This is a genomic window from Mesorhizobium sp. ESP7-2, from assembly GCF_020164715.1.
GTDB lineage: Bacteria > Pseudomonadota > Alphaproteobacteria > Rhizobiales > Rhizobiaceae > Mesorhizobium.
On record NZ_JAIUGQ010000041.1, the window covers coordinates 29,494 to 55,305 of the forward strand.

At 61.9% G+C, this 25,812-nt stretch carries 29 protein-coding genes and 2 tRNA genes; 6 read left to right on the forward strand and 25 right to left on the reverse strand.

Features of this window, described 5'->3' with window-relative positions; genetic code table 11:
- Positions 1-208: 208 nt before the first annotated feature.
- From LB543_RS27905 to LB543_RS27935, 7 genes are all read right to left on the reverse strand, one after another.
- Positions 209-1,495: an OmpP1/FadL family transporter gene (locus LB543_RS27905; protein WP_224616474.1), complete on the reverse strand. Its 1,287-nt coding sequence runs from the start codon at positions 1,493-1,495 to the stop codon at positions 209-211.
- A 399-nt stretch (positions 1,496-1,894) separates the two neighbouring features.
- Positions 1,895-3,031: an outer membrane protein transport protein gene (locus tag LB543_RS27910; RefSeq protein WP_224616450.1), complete on the reverse strand. Its 1,137-nt coding sequence runs from the start codon at positions 3,029-3,031 to the stop codon at positions 1,895-1,897.
- A 360-nt stretch (positions 3,032-3,391) separates the two neighbouring features.
- The gene (locus LB543_RS27915) at positions 3,392-6,175 is read right to left on the reverse strand and encodes a valine--tRNA ligase (RefSeq protein WP_224616451.1); all 2,784 of its coding nucleotides are present in this window, start codon (positions 6,173-6,175) and stop codon (positions 3,392-3,394) included.
- 322 nt (positions 6,176-6,497) lie between these two features.
- Complete coding sequence (locus tag LB543_RS27920; protein ID WP_224590090.1) at positions 6,498-7,331, reverse strand: PopZ family protein; 834 nt, start codon at positions 7,329-7,331, stop codon at positions 6,498-6,500.
- Between the two features lie 256 nt (positions 7,332-7,587).
- A complete protein-coding gene (locus tag LB543_RS27925) occupies positions 7,588-8,973 on the reverse strand; it encodes a TolC family outer membrane protein (RefSeq protein ID WP_140761433.1) in 1,386 nt (461 codons plus the stop codon).
- A gap of 182 nt (positions 8,974-9,155) precedes the next feature.
- Positions 9,156-9,824, reverse strand: coding sequence for a protein-L-isoaspartate O-methyltransferase family protein (locus LB543_RS27930; protein ID WP_224616452.1), 669 nt, complete (start codon positions 9,822-9,824; stop codon positions 9,156-9,158).
- A gap of 90 nt (positions 9,825-9,914) precedes the next feature.
- Positions 9,915-9,988: transfer RNA gene (locus tag LB543_RS27935), tRNA-Cys, on the reverse strand.
- Between the two features lie 217 nt (positions 9,989-10,205).
- Here LB543_RS27935 and LB543_RS27940 point away from each other — a divergent pair.
- A complete protein-coding gene (locus LB543_RS27940; protein WP_140761439.1) occupies positions 10,206-10,457 on the forward strand; it encodes a hypothetical protein in 252 nt (83 codons plus the stop codon).
- 46 nt (positions 10,458-10,503) lie between these two features.
- On the opposite strand, the gene LB543_RS27945 is transcribed toward LB543_RS27940, so the two are convergent.
- Positions 10,504-10,764 carry a PGPGW domain-containing protein gene (locus LB543_RS27945; protein WP_224616453.1) on the reverse strand — a complete coding sequence of 87 codons (261 nt, stop codon included), beginning with the start codon at positions 10,762-10,764 and terminating at the stop codon, positions 10,504-10,506.
- Between the two features lie 222 nt (positions 10,765-10,986).
- On the opposite strand from LB543_RS27945, the gene LB543_RS27950 reads away from it, so the two are divergent.
- Positions 10,987-11,061, forward strand: a tRNA-Asn gene (locus LB543_RS27950).
- 278 nt (positions 11,062-11,339) lie between these two features.
- Here the strand turns inward: LB543_RS27950 and LB543_RS27955 are convergent.
- The 16 genes from LB543_RS27955 to LB543_RS28030 form a co-directional block, all read right to left on the reverse strand.
- Positions 11,340-12,239 (reverse strand): hypothetical protein, encoded by a 900-nt coding sequence (locus LB543_RS27955; protein WP_224616454.1) that lies wholly within the window; start codon positions 12,237-12,239, stop codon positions 11,340-11,342.
- Between the two features lie 16 nt (positions 12,240-12,255).
- Positions 12,256-13,329 carry a phage portal protein gene (locus LB543_RS27960; RefSeq protein WP_224616455.1) on the reverse strand — a complete coding sequence of 358 codons (1,074 nt, stop codon included), beginning with the start codon at positions 13,327-13,329 and terminating at the stop codon, positions 12,256-12,258.
- A gap of 2 nt (positions 13,330-13,331) precedes the next feature.
- On the reverse strand, positions 13,332-13,865 hold the full coding sequence (locus tag LB543_RS27965; protein ID WP_224616456.1) for a hypothetical protein: 534 nt from the start codon (positions 13,863-13,865) through the stop codon (positions 13,332-13,334).
- 1 nt (position 13,866) lies between these two features.
- Positions 13,867-14,421 (reverse strand): HK97 family phage prohead protease, encoded by a 555-nt coding sequence (locus LB543_RS27970; RefSeq protein WP_224616457.1) that lies wholly within the window; start codon positions 14,419-14,421, stop codon positions 13,867-13,869.
- 1 nt (position 14,422) lies between these two features.
- The gene (locus tag LB543_RS27975; RefSeq protein WP_224616458.1) at positions 14,423-15,697 is read right to left on the reverse strand and encodes a phage major capsid protein; all 1,275 of its coding nucleotides are present in this window, start codon (positions 15,695-15,697) and stop codon (positions 14,423-14,425) included.
- Positions 15,682-15,987 carry an HNH endonuclease gene (locus LB543_RS27980; RefSeq protein WP_224616459.1) on the reverse strand — a complete coding sequence of 102 codons (306 nt, stop codon included), beginning with the start codon at positions 15,985-15,987 and terminating at the stop codon, positions 15,682-15,684. The genes LB543_RS27975 and LB543_RS27980 overlap by 16 nt, the downstream gene beginning before the upstream one ends.
- The gene (locus tag LB543_RS27985) at positions 15,978-17,618 is read right to left on the reverse strand and encodes a terminase large subunit domain-containing protein (protein WP_224616460.1); all 1,641 of its coding nucleotides are present in this window, start codon (positions 17,616-17,618) and stop codon (positions 15,978-15,980) included. The genes LB543_RS27980 and LB543_RS27985 overlap by 10 nt, the downstream gene beginning before the upstream one ends.
- An 80-nt stretch (positions 17,619-17,698) precedes the next feature.
- Complete coding sequence (locus LB543_RS27990; RefSeq protein ID WP_224616461.1) at positions 17,699-17,884, reverse strand: hypothetical protein; 186 nt, start codon at positions 17,882-17,884, stop codon at positions 17,699-17,701.
- Entirely contained in the window at positions 17,881-18,576 is a 696-nt protein-coding gene (locus tag LB543_RS27995; RefSeq protein ID WP_224616462.1) for a DUF1376 domain-containing protein, read from the reverse strand. The genes LB543_RS27990 and LB543_RS27995 overlap by 4 nt, the downstream gene beginning before the upstream one ends.
- Positions 18,573-18,815 carry a hypothetical protein gene (locus LB543_RS28000; protein WP_224616463.1) on the reverse strand — a complete coding sequence of 81 codons (243 nt, stop codon included), beginning with the start codon at positions 18,813-18,815 and terminating at the stop codon, positions 18,573-18,575. The genes LB543_RS27995 and LB543_RS28000 overlap by 4 nt, the downstream gene beginning before the upstream one ends.
- Positions 18,812-19,069 (reverse strand): hypothetical protein, encoded by a 258-nt coding sequence (locus tag LB543_RS28005; RefSeq protein ID WP_224616464.1) that lies wholly within the window; start codon positions 19,067-19,069, stop codon positions 18,812-18,814. Before LB543_RS28005 ends, LB543_RS28000 begins: the two co-directional genes overlap by 4 nt.
- Positions 19,066-19,374 (reverse strand): hypothetical protein, encoded by a 309-nt coding sequence (locus tag LB543_RS28010; protein WP_224616465.1) that lies wholly within the window; start codon positions 19,372-19,374, stop codon positions 19,066-19,068. The genes LB543_RS28005 and LB543_RS28010 overlap by 4 nt, the downstream gene beginning before the upstream one ends.
- A complete protein-coding gene (locus tag LB543_RS28015) occupies positions 19,371-19,595 on the reverse strand; it encodes a helix-turn-helix transcriptional regulator (RefSeq protein WP_224616466.1) in 225 nt (74 codons plus the stop codon). Before LB543_RS28015 ends, LB543_RS28010 begins: the two co-directional genes overlap by 4 nt.
- A gap of 100 nt (positions 19,596-19,695) precedes the next feature.
- On the reverse strand, positions 19,696-20,451 hold the full coding sequence (locus tag LB543_RS28020) for a hypothetical protein (RefSeq protein WP_224616467.1): 756 nt from the start codon (positions 20,449-20,451) through the stop codon (positions 19,696-19,698).
- The gene (locus LB543_RS28025) at positions 20,452-21,831 is read right to left on the reverse strand and encodes a tyrosine-type recombinase/integrase (RefSeq protein ID WP_224616468.1); all 1,380 of its coding nucleotides are present in this window, start codon (positions 21,829-21,831) and stop codon (positions 20,452-20,454) included.
- A 459-nt stretch (positions 21,832-22,290) separates the two neighbouring features.
- Positions 22,291-22,965, reverse strand: a complete 675-nt coding sequence (locus tag LB543_RS28030) for a TetR/AcrR family transcriptional regulator (protein WP_224616469.1) — start codon at positions 22,963-22,965, stop codon at positions 22,291-22,293.
- A 175-nt stretch (positions 22,966-23,140) separates the two neighbouring features.
- Between LB543_RS28030 and LB543_RS28035 the strand changes: the two genes are divergently transcribed.
- Both LB543_RS28035 and LB543_RS28040 read left to right on the forward strand, forming a co-directional pair.
- Positions 23,141-24,034, forward strand: coding sequence for an NAD(P)/FAD-dependent oxidoreductase (locus tag LB543_RS28035; protein ID WP_224616470.1), 894 nt, complete (start codon positions 23,141-23,143; stop codon positions 24,032-24,034).
- Positions 24,035-24,056: 22 nt separating this feature from the next.
- Entirely contained in the window at positions 24,057-24,530 is a 474-nt protein-coding gene (locus tag LB543_RS28040) for a methyltransferase family protein (protein WP_224616471.1), read from the forward strand.
- Positions 24,531-24,571: 41 nt separating this feature from the next.
- Here LB543_RS28040 and LB543_RS28045 read toward each other — a convergent pair whose 3' ends face one another.
- Positions 24,572-24,802, reverse strand: a complete 231-nt coding sequence (locus tag LB543_RS28045; protein ID WP_140761456.1) for a type IV toxin-antitoxin system AbiEi family antitoxin domain-containing protein — start codon at positions 24,800-24,802, stop codon at positions 24,572-24,574.
- A 203-nt stretch (positions 24,803-25,005) separates the two neighbouring features.
- On the opposite strand from LB543_RS28045, the gene LB543_RS28050 reads away from it, so the two are divergent.
- Both LB543_RS28050 and LB543_RS28055 read left to right on the forward strand, forming a co-directional pair.
- Positions 25,006-25,161 carry a hypothetical protein gene (locus LB543_RS28050; RefSeq protein WP_224616472.1) on the forward strand — a complete coding sequence of 52 codons (156 nt, stop codon included), beginning with the start codon at positions 25,006-25,008 and terminating at the stop codon, positions 25,159-25,161.
- Between the two features lie 89 nt (positions 25,162-25,250).
- Positions 25,251-25,802: a hypothetical protein gene (locus LB543_RS28055; RefSeq protein WP_224616473.1), complete on the forward strand. Its 552-nt coding sequence runs from the start codon at positions 25,251-25,253 to the stop codon at positions 25,800-25,802.
- Positions 25,803-25,812: the final 10 nt, after the last annotated feature.

Below are 25,812 nucleotides of genomic sequence, written 5' to 3' on the forward strand. Positions count from 1 at the left end.
GGGTTTATGGCGGGAAATGGGCAATTTTCTCGGCCTGACCGTTAGCGGAGGGGTTGTTCAAAAAGTGTTGCCAAAACGTCACATTTGTACGATGCGGCCGAGGTGCGGCTTATATGCAACTTAGCTTGGATAACAGACTTGTCGGCAAGGCCGGCTCAAACAAAAAAGGCCGAGCGATGCCCAGCCTTTTTTCATAATATTCATAATGTTAGAACTTGATCTTGAGACCGCCGGAAACCGCCGTCACCAGATCATTGCCGAAGTCGTAGCTGACCTCGGTCCCGGCTGGATAGCCAATGGCATCGACCACCACTCCAGAATGGCCGCTGGTCAGCACCCCGATTGCGCCCGCCAGACGGAGTTCGATGTTGGGTCGCGGTGTATAGGCGACGCCCCCGCCCAACGTCCAGGTATCGGTCTGGTCGCCATATCCGTGCGATGTGCCACGATCCCAAGAGATTTGCGCGGCACCGCTCCATTGTTCATTGAACTGATGGCCAATGCCGCCGGTGACCGTCCAGCCATCGCGATACATCAGGTCGAGCGAGGTTAGCCTGACAGGACTAGGGGAAACCGACGTGCAGGGTGCGAGACCCTTGCTTGCCTCCGAGCAAATCGGAACACTTTGCAGCACACTCCAATTGACCCACTTGATCGAACCGAAAGCAAGCCAACCTGGGGCGATGCCGGATTGAAGCTTCAATTCCACGGAATCCGGCATCTTCGCCGTACCGTAAATATCGGTCAGCGCGGAAGAGCCGGCAGGTAGGAAAGCCGCAATCGGAGCCAGGGATGTCGTATCGAGCGTGCCCGAAATATTGTCGAGCTTGACTTGTGAATTGTAGACGAGACTGGCGCGCAAAGCGATCTCGGGAATTTCGTACGCGACACCGGCTCGCCAACCCCAGCCGTCGCCCTTCAGATCGACACGGCCGACGAAATTGGCAGGAACGGGGAAGATGCCCGAAAGGTCTGGAACGCCGTCGATATAGCTCGTCTTGTAGCCATAGACTTCTTGATAGAAAGCGCCGCCGATGAAGCGAAGCTGTCCCTTGCCGACATCCATCTTGTAGGAGCAGGTACCGGCGTAATTGTTGCTCTTGATGTTGGTTTCGATGTTGGAATATGAGCCGTTCCAGATGCCCGGGCTCGAACTCGCCCCCCATGGCTGGGAGTAATCCAGCAAGCAATCCACGCCATGACCGAGCGACGCCTTGACGCCGAAGTAAGGTACCCAATAGTCGTCGGTGTTGCGCGTCGAGTTCTTGCCGCTCAACGGGGCGGGATTTCCGGACGTATCCACCGCGTTCTTCAGTTTGCGCTGTGGTGACACGTAGGTCGCATCGGCGTTCACTGTGAACGGGGCCGGATCAAACAAAAGGTCGATGTCATAACCGCCACGTTCGATGCCGCCGGCATGCGCCGCATTCACCGACGAGCCGATCAATACGAGTGAAAAGCACCCTGCCCCCACCAGCGCCTTCAGCCTGTCCATGAGTCTCCTCCCCCGAATTCGAACACAACCCAAGCAAGAACCAATTCGCGTGGGAGACGCAACAACGATTTCAAGAGGCGTACGTGTGCATATTTTCTGGACGCGCTCGTCCGACTGGTGCCGGAGGACATCGCCAATGGAAAAAGCCCCGATTTCGGTGCAAAACTGAAAAAAACTTCTTAAAATCAAATCCGTGCCGATGCGAAAACGCATGCTGGCGATCGATTTGCACGCTGTTACATTACGGCAACATCGCGGCAAAAACTTCCGTTTACGTCAACGACAACATCCGCATCGAAGCTAATATGCGCCGGCAGAAAGGCTTTCGGAACGCCCTAAGACGGGCCAAACAACAACGCCGGGCATTGCCCGGCCTTGTCGGTCGACATCGTTAAAAACTTACCACTTGATGCTGTAGCCACCCGACAGTGCGTAGCCCCAATCGCCCTGGACAGTACGATTGAGGAAAGAAGGCGTGTACTGGGTCTCCGACACCGATGCCAAATAGACCGCAGCGACGCCCAGTCGAAGTTCGCCGCCCAATTTATCGTTCATCGAAAGGCCGGTGCCAATGGTGTAGCTGTCGCCAGTCAGGTCCCAACCTGTGCTTACGCCACGGTCATAGGACGCGAAGACAGTTCCGGAGAACTGATCATTGAACTTGTGGCCAATACCACCTGTGACGGTCCAGCCATCACGCCAGTAATACTGATTGCCGCTCACCAATGCGAGATCAGGCACGTTTAGAACGAGCTGTTTTGTAACCGACCAGTTCGTCCACTTTACACTGCCGTAAGCCAGCCAGCCCGGAGCTATACCCGACTGCGCTTTGAACTCCACCGACTGAGGAAAATTAGCTTGCCCCGTCGCTCCGCTAGGGAGATTCACCCCCAAACGACTTCCCGTACCGCTGGCATCGATGTCGACACCTGACCGGTACATCAACTGCGTGCGAAACGCGATTTCCGGAATGTCATAGGCTATACCGGCGCGCCAACCAAAATTGCTGTCGTGGAGTTTTATACCCAAGACGGAGATGTTGGTGCCAAGCGGAGCGCCCGCAACGAGCGCATAGTTGGTGACTTCGTTGTAGACACCACCGAGCAGCCAGATGCGCCCCTTGCTAAGATCGAACTTCACAGCGCAGGTAGCACCATATTCATACATGGTGAAATCTTCGTTCAGCTTCCCAAGGGTGCCGCTGGAAAGAGGCCATGTCGCGCTGCCGCCATACGATTCTGTCAGAGTGCCTGCGCAAGAAAGGTTGTCTGTCAGTTTGAATTTCACAGCGGCCGAAGGGATGGCATAGGCGTCCGCGTAATTCTCCCCGACCAGATAGGGATTGAGCTGATTCACAGAATATTTTCTGGTGGGCGCGACATACGTCACGCTCGTGCGCATATTGAAATTGCCATCCTCGAAAATAATATCCGTATCGGCCGTGCCGCGCGAGAAGCCGCCAGCGTGCGCCGAGCCCATCAAGGCCAGCGAAAAGCACCCTGCCCCCAGTAGTGCTTTCAGACGCAAATTGTTCATGGATGTCCTCCCCGAATAACTAGTGGGTCAAGCTAGAACCAATTCAGGTTAACGGCGCAACAACGAAGTGCCGAGGCGTACATGTACATGCTCGCCAAACCCATTTTCGAGAAAATGCAGAACCGTGCCACAGGAGCAAAAATGGCCCGCGGCACGTCCAGCCAGCCGACAAAATGAACAAAAATAGCCCTAAAAGGCTCAAAAACTGCTAGTTTTGAAGGGAGTTAGCCCCATTGTTACATTATGGCAACAATGGGGCTAAAAGTTTCCGTTTACGTCAATATTAACGCAACGGAATGCCTATTTTCGAGGCAGGTGACGCATGGGAATTCGCCCCGGCGTCATAGGCGAATCTGCCCTTCAGCCGGCGTCGCGAACCCTGGTCAACGCCACTGAAAGCTTGTCCTGGGCGTCGCGATATTCGGCGAGCTTTTCCCGCTCGGCTTCCACGATCTCGGCCGGCGCGCTGGCGACGAATTTCTCATTCGACAGCTTCTTGTGCAGGCGCGCGATTTCCTCGGTCACCTTGACCAGTTCCTTCTGCAGCCGCGCGGCCTCCGCGGTGAGGTCGATCAGGCTGCCAAGCGGCAGGCAGATCGTCGCCTCGTTGAGCACCATCTGTGCCGAGCCCTTGGGTGCCGTATCGGCGAGTGAGATGTCACCGACACGCGCCAGCCGCTTGATCGCCGACTCCTCGCGAACCAGCCGTTCGCGCGTCACGTCATTGGCGCCGACCACCACGAGCGGCGCAATGGCCGCCGGCGGCACGTTCATCTCCGAGCGCACCGAGCGGATGCCGGAGACGAGATCGACCAGCCAGTTGATGTCGGCAGCCGCTTCAGCGTCCTCGAAATCCGGCGACGGCCACGCGGCATGGCACAGCAGCGAGGCGCGTTCCTTGCCCTCGCCCGCGGTCTGCGCCCACAGTTCTTCGGTCATGAACGGCATCATCGGATGCAGGAGCTTGTAGATCTCGTCGAGCACGAACGCTACGCAGGCGCGGCTTTCGGCCTTGGCGGCCTCGTCCGTGCCCATGAACACCGGCTTCAGCAGTTCCAGATACCAGTCGCAGAACAGGTTCCAGACGAAGCGGTAGGCGGCTCCAGCCGCCTCGTTGAAGCGATACGCGGTGATGCCGTCGGTGACCTCGCGCGCGGCGCGCGTCAGCTCGGTCAGGATCCAGCGGTTGACCGCCAGCTTGGCGTCGTTCAGCCAGAAATCGTCGTTGCGCGCGACCTCGTTCATCTCGGCAAAGCGTGTCGCGTTCCACAGCTTGGTGCCGAAATTGCGATAGCCGGCGATGCGCGCCGGGTCGAGCTTCACGTCGCGCCCCTGCGCCGCCATCACGGCAAGCGTGAAACGCAGCGCGTCGGCGCCATATTCGTCGATCAGGTCGAGCGGATCGATGACGTTGCCTTTCGACTTCGACATCTTCTGCCCGTTCTTGTCGCGCACCAGTGCGTGCACATAGACGGTGTGGAACGGCTCCTGGTCCATGAAGTGCAGGCCCATCATCATCATGCGGGCAACCCAGAAGAAGATGATGTCGAAGCCGGTCACCAGCACGTCGGTTTGGTAATAGGTCTTCAGCTCCGGCGTCTGGTCCGGCCAGCCCAGCGTCGAGAACGGCCACAGCGCCGACGAGAACCAGGTATCGAGCACATCCTCGTCGCGGGTCAGGATCTCGCCGGGCTTGAAGGTCTCGAGCTTGTCCTCGACCCAGGCCTTCCACGGCCCTTCGAGCGCCAGATAATATTCGATGGCGGCACTCAGCGCCTCTTCCTCGGATTTCTCGACGAAGACGTGCCCGTCCGGCCCATACCAGGCCGGGATCTGATGCCCCCACCAGAGCTGGCGCGAAATGCACCAGGGCTGGATGTTCTCCATCCAGTCGAAATAGGTTTTTTCCCAATTCTTCGGGACGAAATTGGTGCGCCCCTCGCGCACCGAGGCAATCGCCGGCTTGGCGAGTTCGGCCGCGTTGGCATACCACTGTTCGGTGAGGAACGGTTCGATCGGCACCCCGCCGCGGTCGCCATGCGGCACGGTATGGCGATGCGGCTCGACCTTGTCGAGGAAGCCGCCGGCCTCCATCAGTTCGACGATCTTCTTGCGCGCGACGAAGCGGTCGAGGCCGTCGAGCCCGTCCCACACGGCTTGACGCTCCGGCGTCACATCGATGCCGGCGAGGAAGTCCTCATTATCCCTGAGCGTGACGGCGGCCTCGACGGTCAGGACGTTGATCGCCGGCAGCTTGTGGCGCTTGCCGACCTCGAAGTCGTTGAAATCATGCGCCGGCGTGATCTTGACCGCTCCCGACCCCTTTTCCGGATCGGAATACTCGTCGGCCACGACAGGTATCTTGCGCCCGACGATAGGCAGGACGACGTTCTTGCCGACGAGATGCCGGAACCGCTCATCGTCGGGATGCACCGCGACAGCCGTGTCGCCCAGCATCGTCTCGGGGCGCGTCGTCGCCACGGTGATGAAGGTCTTCGGGTTTTCCGTATCGAAAGTCGCGCCTTCGATCGGATAGCGGAAGTGCCAGAGATTGCCGTTGACCTCCTGCTGCTCGACCTCGAGATCGGAGATCGCGGTCAACAGTTTCGGGTCCCAGTTCACAAGGCGCTTGTCCTTGTAGATCAGCCCTTCCTTGTAGAGCGTGACGAACACTTCGAGCACGGCCTTGGACAGGCCCTCGTCCATGGTGAAGCGTTCGCGCGACCAGTCGGCGGAAGCGCCGAGACGTTTCAACTGGTTGAAGATCAACCCACCCGACTCGGCCTTCCACTCCCACACCTTCTCGATGAATTCTTCGCGGGTGAGATCGCGGCGATGGATCTGCTTTTCCATCAGCCGGCGCTCGACCACCATCTGCGTGGCGATGCCGGCATGGTCCATGCCGGGCTGCCACAGGACGTTCTTGCCACGCATGCGCTCGAAGCGAACCAGGATGTCCTGCAGCGTGTTGTTGAGCGCATGGCCCATATGCAGCGAGCCGGTGACATTGGGCGGCGGAATGACGATGGTGAAGGCCTCGGCGCCCTCCTCCGCCCCGGCGCCGGCGCGAAACGCGTCGGCTTCCTCCCACACCTTGGCGATCTTGGGCTCGACGGTCTTGGCGTCGTAAGTCTTTTCAAGCATGGGGAAACGGTCCGCGCTGTCGGGAATTTTGCTGGTTCGGTGTAAATCGGAAGGTCTTGGCCAAGTCAACCGCGAGGGCCGCCTGGGCCTTTACAAGCAGATAGGCGCGGCCTTGGTCATTTCAACGAAAGGCGCGCGGCGACCGCATCTTGAGCCCGAGGCATCGCTGCGAACCGAGCCCTGGGGTTCCCGCACGTTCATTGTCAGCGACCCCGACGGCAATTTGATCGCCTTCGCCAGTTCGGCGACCAGCGGCTGACCTCGCCACGACGAGAAACGCCGCCTCGACGGCGGCGTTTCTTCGGGAATGCAGGCCTGGACGCTATTGCGCCCCGCGTGCCACGCGCTCGATCTCTTCGCGCACCAGTCTTTCGACCAGCGTCGGCAGATTGTTGTCCAGCCAGTCCTGCAGCATCGGCCGCAGCATTTCTTCGGCCATCTCGTCGAATGTCTTCTTGCTGCGGCTTGCAAAGGCGTCGGACAGTTCGCCGAAGGCGGCCGCAACCTGCCGGCCGGCATGTTCGGAAAGAATCGCGGGACGCACCGCATGCGCTTCGTTTGCCGCCGCGCGCGCCTGAGCCGTGCCCGTTGGAGCATCGATCGACGAAGACTGCTCTGTCGCAGATTCCGCCGCCGTTTCGCTCGCCGACACCTCCGGCTGTGCCGCTGGCTTGCGGATGCTCCGGTCCGGCATCGCCTTGGCTTGCTCGCCAACCGCCGCGATCTCCCGACGCCAATCGGCGACGATAGCCTCACTTGTCGCAACCTCCGCGGGAGCCGCCGGCGCGTCGCGGCTGGGCATCGGCTCGGCGGCAATCCGGGCGCTGACCTCGGCCAGTGTCGTCGGCGTCCTGTCCGCGGCCGGGTCGGCACGCGGCGGCGCTTCCGTGCGTGCGATCACCGGCTGTGCGGCTGGCGTCCGGACTTCCGCCGTCGCGGCCGGTTTCCTGACCTCGGGGACAGCATGCAGTTCGGCGCGGAACGCGTCGATGTCCGCAGCCGCAACAGCACTCGGCGCGGGCTCCAGGTCCTGCTGCAACTCGTCGGTCTCGCCGGGCTGCTTGCGGCCGTTGTCGCTGTCTTCGATGATCCTCCTGATGGAAGCCAGTATCTCTTCCATGGAGGGTTCGCGCTGTGCGCTGCTTGCCGTTGCCATCGTCACATCCGCCGCCCTTGTGACCCGTTGCAGGTTTCCGCTCCGGCAAAAGCCGGATTCGAATCATGGCGACAGCGTAACCGACGGATCGCCGCACGAGAATCCCCAATCTGGGGACATGTGGGATTTCAACAGATTAGAGCGATTCCGCCAAAGCCGTATGACGGCTCCCCGTCAGCAATCAACCGAGGGACAACGACAGTCCCGCGTTTCCGGTCGAATCGCCCAGCCCGGAAACGCCGTTCGAACGAAGGACCTAGCGGCCATCCGGCGTGCGCAGGCCGATCCACTTGTCCTTGACGGCGTTGTAGTGCTCTTCAGGCCTGTACTTCGTCACCTGCAGCGCAAGCCGGTCGACCGACAGACGGCCGACCGCCGAGAGGATGGCATAGCTCGCCACGACCACGTCGTGTTCGGAATTGGCTTGGTTGATCTTGGCGGTGATGAGGGTAGCCTGCGCATTGAGCACGTCGAGCGTCGTGCGCTGGCCGACATTGCGTTCCTCGATGACGCCGTTCAGCGCCAGCTGTGCGGCTTCGATCACTTGCCTGTTGGCGGATACGCTTTGCTGCGCGGCGGTGTATTGCGACCATGCCGTGGCGACGGCCTGGCGCACCTGGTCGCGGCTGACGTCGACCTGGATGCGCGCTTGCCCGAGCGACTCCTTGTCCTGCCGGACGACCGCCGAGGTCCGTCCGCCGGAATAGATCGGGATGGTCAGCGTCGCGCCGATATTGGCCGAGGTCGAATTGCCGTTGGAACCCGTCACGTCGGGGATGGCTTTGCGGTAGTTTTCCGAAATACCGGCCGACGCCGACAACTGCGGCAACAGCGCGCCCTCGGCCGATTTCACCGAGAACGCCGCGGCGTCGACCAGATGCTGGGTGGCAAGGATGGCCGGATGTTCGGCCGAGCCGATGGCGATCGCGGCGTCGAGGCTCGACGGCAGCAACCGTCCCAACGGCGCGGCTGGCTTGAGCTTGCCCGGCTCGTCGCCGACAACCTGGTGATAGGTCGCGGCACTGGCCAATGCCTGCGCACGGGCAGCACTGAGCGAGGCCACAGCCGAGGCGCGCTGGGCATCGGCCTGCGCGACATCGGTGCGCGTACCTTCGCCGACGTCGAAGCGCGACCGCGCGGCGCGCGCCTGTTCTGTCAGGAACTGCAGGTTCTGCTGGGTCAGCACCGCGATCTGCCGGTCGCGAATCACGTCCATATAGGCGGTGGCCGCGCTGAACAGCGTGTTCTCTTCGGTGTTGCGCAGGCTTTCGACCGACGCCTTGACCTGGGATTCGGCCGCCGCGACATTGTTCCTCGTCTGGAAACCGTCGAACAGCAACTGGTTGATCTGGATGCCGTAGCTGCCGCTTGTCAGCTTCGAATTGCCGCCGCCATTTGCCTGGCGCGTGTTCGTATAGTCAATGTTGGCCGACCCGGTAACCGTCGGGCGCCAGCCCGACTTGGCGATGGCCACGCTCTCGTCGGTGACGCGCACACCGGCACGCGATGCATTCAGTGTGGAATTGTACTGGTAGGCTTTTGCAAGGGCACCGGTGATGGTTTCAGCCGATGCAGCCAGTGGGGATAGCGCGGTCGCCGACACGAGGACGGCGGTGAAAAGTGATTTGCGTACTGACGGCACGTTATATCCCTCATTCGTTTTCCATGGGAACCGCGCCGCGCCGACTTCTCCTTCTGGAGCAGCCGGCGTGGCGTGTTTCATGTTCCCTGTCGCTCGGCCCAAAGTGCCCCCAGTCTGGGATCAGCAACGATCGTTCAAATGCAAGCGAACATGACAAAGCCTTTGCTGCAAGGCCAAATCATTCAGAATTCGAAAGCATGCTCACGTTCGAACCCGGGTAGTGGCTTAATTGCCGCATTAAATGCCCTTCTACCGGTTACAACCCCCCCAGCCTTGAAAAAAAGCCGCGCCACGCCCGCATTGCCCTGGCCCTCGACCGCAACCAGGCGGCCGCCTTCGGCGAGCTGGTCGAGCAGCGACGCCGGCACTTTGCCGACACTGCCGCCGATGAAGATGACATCGTAAGGGGCTTTTGCCGCATGGCCTTGCGCCAGTGCGCCCTGAACCACGGTCACATTGCCGCAGCCCAGGCTGGACAGGGTCGATTCGGCGGTTTGCGCCAATGCCGAATCGCTTTCGAGCGCCACGACGGATCTCGCCAGGCGCGACAGGATCGCCGAGGCGTAGCCGGTGCCGCAGCCGACATCGAGCGCCGAGTCGGCAACGCTGATCCCGGCCAGTTGCATCAGCTTGGCCAGCGGCGAAGCTTCCATCAGGTAGCGCGGGCCATCGGCACTGTCGGCGATGCGGATGTCCCCGTCGATATAGGCGAGATCGCGCTGGCGATCGCCGACGAAAACCTCGCGCGGCACGGAAAGCATCGCGTCGAGCAGCGGCGCGCTGGTCACGTCGGTGGTGCGGACCTGACCATCGACCATCTTGACGCGAAGTTCGGAAAAATCAGCGCTCATGTTCCAACCAATCTGCTTGCCGCGTCAGAATCGCGGTTCATGTCGACCGGAACTTCAGGCTCCGGCGCTGACGCGCGGGAGCCCGGGCATTGGAGGCCTCGCCCGGAATCGAACCGGGGTGCAAGGATTTGCAGTCCTCTGCGTAACCACTCCGCCACGAGGCCTCATTGCTCCCGGCGTTCCACCCGGTTCCAATAGGTTGCGGCGAAAATGCCGTCAAGCGGCCACGACGCATTCCGAACGGTTTCCTTGGCGCCGGCTCCGCCCCTGTCAGATCGCCGTCACAGTCGCTCACTCACATTAGCAATCCGTTAAGCATGGCGGATGATCGGGCGAAACGCCGCGCACCGGCTTGCGTTGAAAAACAGGGAGGACCGCGCCATGGCCCTGGCAAAACCAAAGGACGAAACGCAAGAAACCGAAAGCGTGCCGCTGCTCGGGTGTGAGGAATTGGTGCGTTACGCCATCGACTGCCTGAGAATCGAAGGCACCGGCAGGCTTTCACCGCGTGACCGCGCGCGTCTGGCATCGGCTTCCGCGGTCCTGAAGGAGATCAGCGAGGATTTGAAGGCATGCGCGCAACCGGATTCGGAGGAATCCGGCACTGGCACGGAGAGACAGCGCCAGGATTGATTCTCTTCGAAGCACCGCAATGCGAGACGGATCGGCCGACGGCCGCTCAATCCGGCCGGCGCCGCCGCTCCCACCAGACGACCAGGCGGCGCCGGTGGCGGCGCACCATGGCGAATTCGTAGGAGAGCACCAGCAGCCCGAGCGGCACCATCCAGAAGCCAAGGATCGGCAAGAACCCGAGAATGCCGCCAATCGTCAAAAGCGCGCCGATCGTGATTCTGAGACCGCGCGACTGCGGCATGGTGAATTCGCGCCCGAAAACCGAGAGCTTTCGTGCGGGTATCGGGTTTTCGTCCGCTGCCGTCATCGCGAAGAACTGCCTGTCCGAGGGCTCGATAATGTCATTTTGCGAAAGCCGCGACCGCCCTTTCGGTTCCGCGCCCGTCGCCAAGACGGCTAATATGAGGGTGGGCAAGGCCGATTGCGAGAAACCGCCGCGCGAAAAAGTCTCGGAAAAATGCGAAATGCTGCTTTGCAAAGCCGAAACGGGTTTGCTATAGGCTGCGCCACTTGCTCAAAGAGCCTCCGTTCCCCGGTAGCTCAGTGGTAGAGCAACCGGCTGTTAACCGGTTGGTCGCTGGTTCGAATCCGGCCCGGGGAGCCAACAATTCCAACGACTTAGCTGAAGTCGAAAACTGCACAAAAACCTGATAGGTACGGTATAGGTACGCAAACGCGGTTTGCTTGCCGGAAGAGCTTGCTCGGGCGCCGCCGATGAGGCACGTATGATTCTGTCAGCCGCCCGGGGAATAGGGTTTTAGATCCTTGTCCGCGCTCGTGCGCTGGGCTTCCGGAGGAAGAGCTTTTGCTAACCCAAGGGAAAGTCATAGTGCCAATGCCAGAGGGTAGCTGATGAAAGGCCTCGCGCGAGCGGGGCCTTTTTTATTCGGCCGCCTCACATCGCATCGCACTCGGCTTGCGCTTGTACGATCGGAATTTGCACGCATCGCCGCAAAAGCGCTGGTAGCTATTGGATTTCGGCCGGAACACCTTCTGGCAGCATTCGCACTGCTTTTCCGGACGGGAAAAAGCTAGGGCGAGGCACGCCCGTGCGCAAAACTTCGCATCGGCATATCGCGGCTGGAACATCGTGCCGCAGTGCGCGCATGGCTTTTCTTTCAGGCGGCGAGCTCTTCGCACCGCTCCTCTGCAAGCGTCGCAATAGGTTCGCGCGACGTTCTTGCCCTGCCTGAAGCGAGCCCCGCAACGGTCGCAATCACGCTCGCCCTCGCCTTTCTTCGCGCGATTGGCGGCGTGAAAAGCCAGATACTCCGCGCGCGTCCGCTGGAAGCCGTGCCGAGACGCCATTTTCGCATGGTGGCGTGTAAGGCACAGATCGGAGCAATATTTTCGCGGCTTGCCGTTCAGCCCGATCACTACTGGCTTGCCACAGTCGGAATTGGCGCATCGTTCGTGCTCGGCGGTCACGTCCTCGGTGTAACCGATCTGCCCTTGCTGCCAGGTCGGCCTCACGGCGCCAATCTGGCGAAGAGCGGCGCCAACGACATCGGCGGCGGCGAGGTCGGCATCGAGCCAGGGCCAGCCCTGCAAGATGAGGGAGACGCGGAGCCCATGCGTGACCGGGCCTTCGAATGCAAAATTCGTCGGCTGGCCTTCCCGCAAGATGTCGGCCACCGTCCCTACGAGATGGCGGTGGCGATCGCGATTCAGCTGCCGCGGCTTTGGCTTCGCGGCGGAGATGCGCTGCCGGAGCATCTTCTCGTCGCTTTGCGCCTGGATCTTGCGGAGGTAAATCTCGGTGTAAGGTGTTTTCGCGAGCATTGCCGGCCCTCGCTGTTCAAGCTGCTTTGTCGTCCCAATCGAGTTTGGCGAGGGCCCCGGCTATCGCGCCCGGATCGAGCCCGGCTTCCTTGGCCGCCACCAGCCCTTGAATGAGTGTGGTGAAGGCGCGGGCCGAGCCGCCGGCATCGAAGGCCTGCAATGGCGTCATCACGTCAATCGACACGGTAGAGCCGAGCTTGTCGGTGGCCTCTTCGGCCAAGGCTTCGGCGATCGGCTGCAATGTCCATTGTGCAAGGTGGCGCTGCGCTTCACGGACAAGCGGTCCCTGCGCATTCGAGGCAAAGAGGGCCGGCAGTACGCCGAACGCGCCTGCGATGGCCTCGCGGGCGGCAGAGAGGGTTTCCAGCGACATGCTGCGTTCAAGGTCCGGCGTCACGTCGGCCGGTTTCCAGTCCACCGCTGGCGCCGGACCGCCGGCAGCCGAGACGTTGACCGATTCGCGCAAGAGGACACGTCCGCGCTGGCCTCGGAACGATCGCCCGAGCGTCGTCATGTTCGTGTCAGCGCTTTCGGGATAGGGAACGATCTGGGAACCGATCGGGGCATTTTCGAACACCTCGGCCAAGGCGCTTTCGACGGCCTGGAGCATGGCAGCGGTGAGGCTTGCCCGCTTCAAGGGAGCCGAGCCGAGCCAAGGCGCCGCCGGATCGGAGCCGATGCGCAGATGAAGGACTTCGCCGGCCAGGACGGTCTGGGTCGTGCCGCCGCCCGCCTCCGAAACGCTGACGCGATAGGCCCGAGGAACGCCGCCCCGCGTCGCCAAATCCCAATCGGAGCAAGGGACGAGAGTGTCGCGGATCAGGAACAGCGCCTCGCCGCGCAGGGCCAGCGAGCGGCCAAGCATGGCCATGGTGCGCCGGTCGAGCACGCCTGTACCCTTCACGGCCGCCAGGCTGAAGCCGTTCTCCCACAAGCTGATGCAGGATTGCGACGTGGCGGTAAGCTCGGCCAGCCCGCGCCGCCCGGAAATGTAGGATTCGCGCGCGGCGATTATCTCGGACGTGAAGCCGGAGGCGCTGGAGCGTGCTTCAACCGGCAAATTTGCCGTTTGTTTTTTGAACGGCCACATGGTCACGCCCTCCGATATGCGCGCAGGAGGTCGCCCGCGCCGCTATTCTGCATTGCTCGCGCCATCCATGGTGCCGAGCGGCTGATTTCGGTCGTCTGGACGCCTGGGATTTCGATCCGCTCGGAAGTGGCGCCGGGATTGCCGGTATCGGCGGCCATGTATTCGGCGAGCCGTCGGAATGCCTCCAGAACGGCGGCGGGCACATCGCCGCCCACGGTGCCGGCGAAGCGGTAGGTGCCGCCTCGGAGGCAGTAACCGCCCACGGCTGAAGGCGAGAGCGTGACGGTTTCCCAGGCGTCGCCCTGCCATATCTCGACCGTTGCGATGGTGGCCGGCGCCAGGGGCGGGCTCCAATCGCCGCAGCCCTCAACGATCCATTCCACGTCCCGCTCACTCCAGCGGTACGCGACATAGGCCTCGATGCGCTGCCAGATGACGTCGGGATCAATCGCAGCGGCGGCGGCGGAAAGACCGTCCGGGCGCACAGGATACGCCTCGGGCACGCTTTCGGTCTGTTTGATGGTGGTCGCCGTCATGTCAGGCCCTCCAGCGGCTAAGCGCGCGGCGAAGGCCCGCATCGGCAGGCTCGCGAATCGGGACGGGTTGCCAATTGCGCGCCGCGATCTGGGCTTGGCCGTATGCCCCCCGCGTCACCATGCTGATTTCGAACAGGTCAGCCCGGTTGACGGTGCGCAGCAGACTGCCATCGGAGCGGGTCACCATGTCGCCGCCCGAAGGGACGCGAAAGCCCGGCGAAAGGCCCTTGGTGAGCCCGGAAGCGAGGGCCGCGAGCGCATCGTTTGCCCACGTGGTCGACGGCACGACGCGCGCCTCGATGTGGAGCGCGTCGGCATCGTCGCGAAGCGTGAGGGAGCCCGCCTCCGTAGAGGCGAGCGGCTTTTCTTGATCGTGGCCGGCGAGGAGAAAGATGTTCTCGCCGGCATCGATGCGGGAGCGGAAGGCCTTGGCCGCGAAGGTTTCTCGCCTGCCATCGCCAAGGGTCGTTTCCGCCATATAGGGAAAGCGCCCCGAAAGCCGGGTCGCTCCGCCCTCGGCGCGGACTTCGAAGGCTATCGGGACGCCATAGAGCATATCAGCTACCCGCTTCGGCGTTGGCGACGCCCGTCAGAATTTCGAGCTGCGCCGGCCGGGAAACGGTCACGTCCATGGTGGCGAGCGCGGTGAGCCGCAGGCCGCCCGATGCCGCGTCGCTGTAGGGATCGCGGATCAGGTCGATAGCTCCCCAGGTGCCGACGAAGATCGGCGGGACGCCGCCAACGGTGGTCGTGAGCAGCGCCTTGCTTGCAGTGGGCGGGCCGCCGGTAGGCGCGGCGAGCGCGTTGGACGACATGACGACGTTGGAAAGCGGGATGTTCTTGGTGAGCCGGTCCCACTCCGAAACGGCCGTCATGTCGATCAGCGTATCGTCCATGAAGTCGTAAATCTCGGGACGGATCAGCAGATTGACGGAGCCGGGACCGGCGGCGGCATTGGCGACGATGAAGCGGGTCACCGCGGCACGGAAGGCGGCCCAGGATGCCGCCGCATTGACGGCGGTCGACGTGATGCCATAGGAGCCGACAAACACGCCGGCCGGCTCGCCCGAAGCGCCTGCACCCAGGAAGACCGCCTTATCCATTGCGACGGCCATGGCGCCGTTCATGTCTCGCCGCACTGCCTGCTCGAGCGCATCGCCAGTCTGCTTCAACGCCTTGCGCGTGACCTTCATGGTGATGCCGAGCGTGTTGTTTGGCGCAAGCGGCTTGTCGGTCGTGGCGTATGCGGTCGGCCCGCCGACGCTGCCGGTTTCCGACGTCTGCCACGCGGCGGCAACGGCAGAGGTGGTGACCGGATATTCGAGCAAGCCGTGATCAATGTTGATCATGCTGGCGCCCATGCGCACCGCAGCCGAGTCGGCGAAAATGCGGTCAATGATCGGCGCCGTCACCTTGGGGTCGGGAACGCCGCTCGCGATGGTCTCGCCGGCGCGCTTTTCGAGCGCCTGCCACGGGATAGGCATTCCGCGATAACCGCCGTGCGATCGCAGTTCCTGCACGATTTCAGCGGTCGGACCGTCAAGCTGGCGGCCCTCGTCCAGGGCAAGCGCAATCTGGCGCATTTCGAACTTGCCGATCAGGTCGGCATAGTCCTTGTCGGAGCGCGTTTCGAGCTCGCCCTTGGCGTCCCGACGTTCGGTATCCTCGGAAATGAGGGCCGCCCGGTAGCGGGTTTCGTTCGAGCGATATTCGACATCGAATTCGCCCATCTTGCGGGTTTCGTCGTCGGACGGCTTTTCCTTGCCGACCAGTTCGGCGAGCGACTGCCGGATTTCACTCTGGCGCCGCTGGATTTTCACGGATTCAAGCATTGGTAGTTCCTTTCGTTGAGCAGATTTCGCCACGCGATTGACGCGGCGGTCGGTTTGGTCAGGCCCCGTTCGATCTGCACGTGGCAGGTCGGGCAAAGGCAGGTCAGGTTGGCGAGGTCGTAGGCGAGGTCCGGCCGGTCGCGTACAGACTTCGCGTGATGCACTTCCAGCCGCCCGCGGGAACCGCAGGAGGTGCATTTGAAGTCGTCACGCCGCTTCGCCTGGAGCCGCAGGGCTTGCCAGCGCGCGGAGCGGTAGACGTGATAGCCGGCCCGCCCGTTCATACCCATTCGGCGACCCTCGCCTGTCGGGCCGGTCGGGCATTGCGCCGGGAGCCTTCCGAAATCGCCAGAACGGCCGCGGCGGCGGCATCGATCCTGCCGAGCGAGCGCGATTTCGCCAGCTTGTGATTGCCGGCCGGGTCAATCAGCGTGATCGCATCGGCAAAGGCGGAGCGCAGAAGCAGGGAGGGACGGGTTTTCACAAGCCCGTCGAACAACGCGCGGCGGAAGCGTTCGATGTCTTCCGAGCCGTCTTTCCAGCCAAAACCGCGCCAAATGAACGGGACTTTCAGCCCGGCGCCCTGCATGGCTTCCATGAATTCGGCATGGCGGAAGCGGTCGCCCACGACACATGAAATGGTCGCGCCGTCCACCAGCTTGACGACACTCGCAAGCCATGGGCCGGGCGGAACCGTGTTCTCGCCCAGCACGGAAAGCTCGCCCCGCTCTTTCATCTCCAGATACCGGCCGGATACGCCATCGGAGGCGCCCCGATCGGCAAGGCCGGGCTTGGCCGGGAATGTGCCGACTGCCTCCAGGCGGCCGGTTGCGGGCCAGTAGAACGCGGCGGCCGACATGGAACGGGAGCCGCCCAGGTCAATCCCGAGAATGCACTCGCCTTCGCGCGCCGGGAGAGCGTCGGGCGAGACTTCGGCCGATAGCCACTCGTCGACCGTCACCAGGACGGAGCGGTCTGCGGTGCTGACACGTTCATTGCGATTGAGATTGCGAAAGCTGGAGAGAGCCGAGCCGCCGCGGGCGATGGCGCGCCGGGCTTGCGCCTGGAGCCATTCGAGCGAAGCGCCGATGCCTTCGGCCGCGCCGGGATTGGCGATCAGCAGCGACTCCGCGTCGTCGGCGGGTAGACCGAAGGACGGGCGATGCTCCTGCACATAGGTTCCGGGAGGGGGTTCATCCATCCACCGGGAGAAGGTGTTCGCGTCGTCGGGCGCCGACGTCGAGATGATCAGCGCCTTGCCGTTGCGCTTGCCCAGGCCGGATAGGATGGCGTTTTCGAGCGCGTCGCCTTTCTCGCGTTCCCATGCCGCCCGTTCATCGAGGATGGCGAGCGTAGGAGCGCCTCCCAGGATCGAACGGCCATCGGCTGCGATGCATCGGGCGAGCCCGCCGCCTTTGCCGGTGAACTCAACCTCGAGCCTGGAGCCGCGCCGGATGATAAATTGCTCGCGCTTCGCCTTCGGAAGCCGCTCGACAAAGCCGACGATGAAACCAAAAGCCGTCTTGGCTTGGTCGCGGTTGCGCGCGGCCAGAAGGATCTCGCGTTTCGGCTGGTCGTCCCACTCGCCTATCACGGCGCCGAGCGCCAGGCCGGCCGCAAGCGCCGTCTTGGCATTGCCGCGCCCGATGGAGAGCACCGCGACCATGTTTTCGGGATCGAGAGCGCCCCGGACAAACTTTTTCTGGAATTCCGCCAGCCTGAGCTTTTGCCCGGCTTTCGGTCCTTCAGGGATTTTCAGGGTTTCGAGGAAGGCGACAGCGGTGCCGGCCGCCGTCTTTTCGCCGGAAATCTTGGGAGAGAGAGAGGAACAGCCCGGAGCGGTCTTGGCCCCCATGCCTTTCGCGGGCATTGGGACCAGATGCGCGGTCGGCTGCGCCAGTTTGCTTTGAAGGGGAACCATTCACACCGCCGCGCCGATGTAGGATTACAATCCTATAGCCGAACGTCAGCCGATAAGCAATGGCTTATGGGAATACAGTCCTAGTGGCGCGTCGGCGACGTTGGTTCGTCATCGGGTTCTGACAGCATCAACTCGCGGTCCAGCACGAAGCGCTCTAGCCGGTCGTTATGCTCGGTGACCAGGTTGTTGAATTGCTTCACCGCGCGCCGGTCGCCGAACAGGAAGCCGATGACGAAGGCTGCGAGGATGAGGGCGAGCACGGTCATGCCGCCGCCTCCACGTCGCCCCAGGTGGCATTGCCCTGCATCAGCTTGTCGACGCATTGAGCGAAGGCGGTATCGCCTGGAAACGCGCCCGCATCGGCAAGCCATTTGCCAGCGGCTTCCCTCGTGTCGAACCGCTGGTCAACCTTGTCGCCGGGATCTCCAGCCGCGGCCCGTCTTGGATATGTCGTCGGCGGCGCCATTTTCGCAACGACATCTTCTCTCGCGCGTGCGTGCGTATAGGGCAGTGCTTTTCCTTCATGGCCGGGAGAATTATAATTATGGTTATGGTTGCCATTGGCCTCGCCATTGGCCTCGCCATTGGCCCGGCTAATAGCCTCGCCATTAGCCCCGCCATTGGCCTCGCCATTCCGGTTCCATCTGGCCTGTGCGCCCTTCCTGCCGTTGGCCTTGTTCTTGAGGTGCGTGGCCTCGACTTCATCGCGACGTTCCGCCAACCGTTCCGGCATCCAATCGACGCCGAATAACTCCGAGAGTGTGTCGCGCATCACGGCCCATCGCTCTGGCGTGGCGCGGACGATCCGCGCCAGCCGGGTGTCATCCTCCGGCAGCGCACCATGCTGCCAGAAGGCAAAGACCAGAAGCTGATAGGCTCCAAACTCCTCGGTAGAGAGATGCGCCGTTTCCGCCAGCACGTCTCCACAAGATTGCTGGATGAAGGGCAGGTGCGTCATCGGGCGCCTCCGTTAATGCCGATGAGCCCTTCGTCGGACAGCCGGCGCCGCTCCCGGTTCAACTCGCCCTCGGTCTTGCACATGATGGTCTGGACCGCCTGGCCACGCCGATGCACGTTAATCGCCCAGCCGACGCCCCAGCGCTCGATGAGGAAGTGGCTTTTGCTTCCGATGGCCTCGGTAGGATTGGCGCGCTCGAATGGCTTCGAGCCGCGGCGAAGATCACGCGGGCCGCTCATGACCGAGCCTTTCGAACGGCCTTAGCTCGAACGGCCTTGGCGATTTTTTTTGCCAGGGTGGGTTGCGGGGCTTCGAGCCGCTTAGGTGCCCGCCTTTTCGCGCGGATGTCGTTTGCGGTCTTGATGGCGCGGACGGCTTCTTTCAGATCCAGCCCGAAGTTTTCCTTGAGGGCCGGGATTGCGGCGCTGGCCCTTTTCTCGGGCGGATTGGCGAGCAACCAGCGGACGGCAGGGGAATCGGCGGAGGTCCTCATAGGCCATCCTCCGGCTCGCCAAGCTCGGCTGGGTCATGCTCCAAATCCACATTGCTTCCGAAGCAGCCCAGGTTTCCCCCGAGCGAGGCTTTTTCCGTCCACCCCAACGATGGCTCGTCGTCGCCGTCGCGGCCGTCGTGCGGCTCGTCGAGAATGTCACCGCCGTCTTCGTTCACGCCCTCGACGTCGGCGCCGTCTTCGAGGTTGGGATCGCCGTCGAGGTCATCGAGAACGGCGACAAGGAGTTCGGCTATGCCGGCCAAGCCGGAGCGGATGCTGCGCAGTTTCAAGATGGCGTCGGTCATGCCGCCACCTCGCCCCGCTCGGCGGCCGCCCTATCGAGCACGGCCAGCAACTCGATGACGCGCCAGCGATTAGTGCTGGGACCGATCTTGAGCGGCTTGGGATAGCGGCCGGCATTAATACCGCGCCACAAAGTAGAGCGATGGATTGGCGTATTTTCGCCGCCGATAATCTGGCAGGCGGTAGCCTCGTCGGCTAAGTCGGGAAATGCATTCTGGTGCATAGCGTCTGTTCCTTGCGTATGTTGACGCAGGGAACATCGCGACGTTGCGCGGCGTGGTAATCGTATAGAAGCCGGCTATTTTCCCGACTTCTGTACTACTTTACACGACTAGGTTTTGATCCTCATCGGCGAGCGCCGCCCACCGCTTGAACGCCGATATCGGGTCACCGTTGATTTGGAAGAACGCAAAAGCATCGCGGAGGTAATCCGCGAATGGTGACTCTGGGTTGAGGGCACGGCGTGGTGCTGGGATCTCCGCCCAGGACTCCCAATAAGCTCGGAGCATCATCACCGCGTGGACGGCTTCCCAATTGATATTCCGACGATCCGGAAGCTGTCCGACTGCCTGGCGAGCCCAAGCTTCGTACTTGTTCAGCACTTCGGGCAGAATTCCCTCGTCCGCGTACCCCTGCACCCGGAGCACAAAGTCGAACACGTCATGCGCTCCTTCTGCAATACGGTCGCCTTGCCCTGCCTCGAAACTGGCGGAGGCTACATGCTGCCAATAGGCGGTCGGATGTTCTGCAAAAAGCTGAACGGCCTTACGAAGGCGCTTCAAATCCGCGTCGAATGTCGAGCGTCGGATTGTCTCTGTAGGATTGCCGAAAATCCCGCTCATCATTTTCGAGTGCAGGACGATAGCCATATGCTCACTATAGCGGACGTCTTCGATGTGCCGGCCGAACACCTTCTGAAACTCTTTCGCTATGGCGAGATCGGCGCTGTTGGGAATGTTGGCGAAGCTATAGGTTTTGGACTGGGCCTCTTCGATCCACCGCGCCCGCGCGCCATCTTCGAGCCTTTTCAATTCGTCTAAAAGGGCCGCCTTCCGTTCTTCCTCTTCAGGGGTCAGCATTCACGCCACCGCCTTCCGAAGGGGAACAACATCGCCCTTGCCCGCAATGATCCCGGTGAGCCGATCGGCCCATAGTTCCAGCGCCTCGCGCTTTTCCTTGGCATAGTCGTATCGAGCGTAGACGCGACTGGTAATGCTCGCCTTCGTCGCGGACACATGATTCAGCACATGCCCGATGATGAAAGGCGAAATGCCGATTTCCTCCATGTGGGTTGCGGCCGATCTGCGAAGGTCATGCGGCGTCCAAGGCGCTATCCCCATGACGGTCGAGACGCCGCGCTTAATCACTTCCTCGCGCTTCACTGCCTTCGGGATCGACGCGCCTGTGACAGCGGCGCGACCACCGGGCCCGGGGAAAACCCAGTGAGGCACGGCGCGGTCCTTGCGCTCGGATAGCGCCTCGATCGCCTCAATCTGGTCGCGGATGATGGCCACGGCCATGCCCGAGAGGGGCACGACATGCTCGCGCTTGTTCTTCGCCCGGGCCGGCGGGATCGTCCAGACGCGCCGATCGAGGTCGATCTCGTCGCGGACCATCCCGGAAATCTCTCCGACGCGCTGCCCGGTGATCAGGCAAAGGCGCAGGATGCGGCGGGTGCTCTCCCGCATATCGGCATCAGGTAGCGCTGCCCACATGGTCTTGATCTGGTCGGCCGCGAGCACCCGGTCGCGCTCTGCCGTCTCGGTTGGTCGCTTCATTCCCTCTACGAGATTTTCATCGAGGTCGCCGCGCCCGCGCGCCCATCTCACCATCGCCCGCATATCCTCGAAAATGCGGTTAGCCTCTACATGAGCGCCCCTGTCCTTCACTGCATCAATACAGCGGGTGAGGTCGCGGCGGTGAAGGTCTGACAGCTTAGTATCGCCGATGACGTCGGAAACGTTCTTGCGTAGCCGCCGTGCAATCTCGTCGCCGCTACGCTTCGTCTTGGCGTGGCGGACGATGTAGTTGTCCACCATGTCAGCAACGGTCAGTGAAGACGCCAGCGCCTTTTTCTCGGCGATCGGGTCGCCGCCGTCGCCGATACTCGCCCGCATGTTCTTTGCTCGCTGCCGGGCGCCCTCGTCGCCGCCAAGGGGTATTTCCGAATAGCGGCCGATCTTCAATCGCGCGCGCTTCCCATCGGCCTTGCTGTAGACCAGGTTCCAAGCCTTGGTGCCGGCGGGCGAGACGCGAAGGCAAAGCCCCTTGACCACGGTGTCGAAATAGTCGGTCTGGCGTCCATCGATCGGCTTGGCGGACTGGCAAAAGCGATCGGTCAATTCGACGGTCGGCATGATGTCCCTCGGGCAACCGGTTTCCTTAGGTACGGAAATAGGTACGCCCAAACATGCGCTTTGTCGATACACCACGCGACATGCCGGAACATAACGCCACAACAAATGCCTTGCTGTGTAAGGGTTTCAGGCTCGCAAGGCGTCGCGCCACGTTGCACGAAATAGCGGTGGAAAGCCTCTGTTAACCGGTTGGTCGCTGGTTCGAATCCGGCCCGGGGAGCCACGCCTTTTCCTACGCTAGGGCGCGATACCGCGCGCCAGCGTACGATAGCTCCCTACGCCACGCTTCTCTCCTGCTGGCGTTGTCAGTGTCGGGCCACGAAATCGATGACGACGGGCATAGGATAGCAGTAGCGACTATGGCCGCCCAGCCCTCCGAAACTTTCGTCGCATAAACGGCGGCCCTGGCGTGGAAAGACAGGTGCTTGGCGGTGGGTTTCGGCGCTGCGCCGCGAACGATATACCGGAGCCACGGCCTCTTCTACGCCATGGCGCGATGCTGCGCGCCAGCGTGCAATTTCTCCCATACTCTTTGATCTCGATAGTCCTGCTTCCAGAGTGTCAGAACATCGAGGATCCTCGTCTAGGCTGTCCGCCCGCGTGGTCGTTGCCACCGTGCGCGGCGACGAACATGGCGACGGCCGACCGGCAATAGGATTCGATTTCGTTGTCGTTCTCTGCTCTCGCCTCGTCGAAGCGTGCGATAATCAGGAGATCGCATCCTTTGAAAAGCGCGGCAAACAAGCGGGCGGACCGAAGAGGATTGGGCACGTCCAGAACCGCCTTCGCGTGCAACTGGCGCAACAGGGCCTCGACTTGAGCGATGATGTGGGCGGGTCCGGCTTCGTAATGGAGCTTGCTCAACGCTTGTTGATTCGTGCTGTCGGTCATGACCATGGCTTCGACGCTGCGGACGCCCGGGCGCAACAGCGTGCGAAGCAGGGATGATCCCACCGCCATGAGCTGATCTTCGGCCGAACCGTCGACGTCTTCAAAAAGGGCCTGTGGTATTAACTGATGGCAGCGGGCCGCAAAGGCCTCGCTGAACAGGGCCTCCTTGTTCTCGAAGTGCCTGTAGATGCTGAGCTTGGATATCTTCGCCCGCTGAGCGACCATGTCCAATGTCGTCGCTTGAAAACCCAGTTCCGCAAAGAGTTCGCCCGCGGCGTCGACTATGGTTTGGCCAAGCGCCTCGTTGGCGGGCCGGCCGCGCCGGCCCTGGCTATTTTCAGTCACGACAATTCCAGTCCTTGACAGTATCCTAATTATCGAATTACGATACCACGTAGTATCGGAAATATGCAAGCCAAAGATTGGATTTTACCCTGTCCTTCAACTCGAGTTTCTCTGCGCCGCCATCGCGCAAGGCTCAGCCGAACCCCCCTCCATCCACAACACGGAGCCCATCACCATGGATGACGTCATCATCATCGGCGGCAGCTTTGCCGGTCTCGCCGGCGCCCTGCAGCTCGGCCGTGCCCGCCGCAAGGTCACCGTTCTCGATACCGGCCTGCCGCGCAATCGCTTCGCCGGCCACTCGCATGGTGTGCTCGGCCACGATCACAAGCCACCGCTGGACATCCTGGCCGAGGCGCGGCGGCAACTGGCGCGTTATCCCACAGTCAAGCTGGTCGATGCCCGGGCCGACAGCATCTCCGGCACCATCGACAATTTCTCCGTCCTCACTGGCGATGACGAAAGCCTTGGGGCGCGCCGCCTGATCCTGAGTTATGGCGTTGCCGACCAGATGCCTGATGTTCCGGGCTTTACCGAAAGCTGGGGCACATCCATCGTGCCCTGCCCCTACTGCGATGGCTTTGAAGTCGCCGACCAGCATTGGGGCCTCGTCTGGTCCGGTTCGTCGTCGCATAATTATGTCAGGCTTTACCACGACTGGACCGAAACGTTGACGGTCTTCGCCGATAGTCACGACATTTCACCCGATATCCGGGCCGATCTGGCGCGCCGCAACATACCCGTCGTTGATGGCCAGATCGCCGAAATCGCCCATCACCGGGGCCATATCACCACCGTTAATCTCGATAGCGGCCTCAATGCCGCGGTCGACATCCTGTTCGCTCATCCGCGCAACAAGCCTTCCGCAAGCCTGCATGAATCACTGGGCCTCGCCACGGTCAATACGCCGCTCGGCACCGCCCTCAAGGTCGACGAGCGACGCGAAACCAGCATGCCCGGCATCTACGCCGCCGGCGATCTTGCAAATCCAGCCATGGCCTCGGTCACCACGGCAATATCGCAGGGCGCGACGGCGGGTATCTCCGCCCAGCAGTCGATGCTGGTTTGAGAAGACGGAAAGGAGGATGAGCATGGCCGTCGAACCGGACAGCGCGGGTGTGCGCTTCCCTCCGCCCTTCGTCTATCTGGGAGCGCTGCTGTTAGGGCTGGCGGTGGAGCGGTTCGTCACCCTGCGCTCTTTCGGCATCGACTGGCGGTTGCTGGCGGCGACGGGCGCTCTGCTGTTCGCTGCCGGCGCGACGATGATGCTTGCAGCGGCGGGGCTGTTCCGGCGGCTGGGCACCAACGTTCCCCCGTCGCAGCCAACGACCCTCATAGCAACGACCGGTCCCTATCGGTGGACCCGCAATCCCATGTATCTCGGCATGGCGCTTATCTATAGCGGCCTTGCCATCGGCCTCGACGGGCCGATCGCCTTCGCCTTGCTCCCGTTGGTGCTGATCGCGATCCAGACGCAGGTGATCGCCCGCGAGGAGCGCTATCTCGAAGCGAAGTTCGGCGACGACTACCGCCGCTACAAGGCCGAGGTTCGCCGCTGGCTTTGACCGTCGCGAGATCACCGCACAAGACGGCGACGGGATACGCATCAAGCAGCATCACGTTTGGCGGCGCGATATACTCCATAACCGACTTTGATGAGCAAGCCCTCATCGCACATCCGGGCTAGGTAGCAGCGGGGAATGCCGATTGCTGTCAGTTCAGCCGTTCGCACCTCGCCACGCTCGCGAGCGAGGGCCGCAGCTCGGTCTCTCAGCGTCGGCTTTGGCCCGCCAGCAAGGCGTAGGGCTTCTGCGCGGTCACGATCACGTTTGCGCATCTTCGTCACCGAGGGCGCATTCTGGCGTAGGGGAATCGCGAATTCGAATTTCTCAGCTTCGTCGATCCCGGGGAGCCAAACATTTTCAGGGTGTTCAGGGTCTTCACAGACGGCCGCAAATCGGCTGATCTAGAGCATATCTACACAACTCGACTTCGCTAGGCGCCGATCTACACGGGAATCGCCCGAAGGAGAGAAAGCACATGGAACGAGTTTTTGACGAGCTGATCGGCTTGCAGCAGCAGAGGCCGGAGTTGCGCGCCGCTGCGACCGCCTTGGCGTTTCGCCTCGCTGGCAATTTGATGATGGGAATCGTGATCGGTGTAGGAATCGCGATAGGATGGGGAATAGCGGACTAGAAAGAGAACCGTGGCGGCAGTCGGTCTTAACCAGGTATCGGCAAGTCTCTGGGAGATGCCCCAGCCGCTCGGGCTTCTTCGCCGGGGATTTGCTGCAGCGGGGTCAATCTTATTATCGGGCGTTCCAGATCGTTGCCGAGTGCAACGAGCCTGGGCTCAGCTATCCGGCCTACTTCCTACTGGCTCACGCCATCGAGGTGATTTTGAAATCGTATCTGGTGGCGAAAGGGACGCAGAAGCCTGCCTTAGGCAGAGGTCAGTTGCGGCACGATGTGGGATTGGTCTTTGCCGAGTGTGAAAAGCAAGGGCTTGTTGTCGCCCACCAACTCATCAAACCGCTGGCGAACCAGATAGCCCATATCAATCAAGATTATGATCTGCGCTACCCGACAGGGTTCATATCATCGATTCCTGGACCGCGACACTATATCGAGGCCGTAGACGAATTGTTGGCCCTCATCACGCCAATTGTCTCACAGGCCGCTATCATGGCCAAGATAAGACACGATGCCGACACGCGGCATCTTCGAGGAAGCAAGATCCGTTGGAGTGATTGTAAAAGGCCCGGAGCCGATGAACTGACCCCCGAAAGTTGGACGCAACCTTCGGGGGTTTTGCATGTCCAGATTCAGCGAGCTTGAGAAGCGCTCG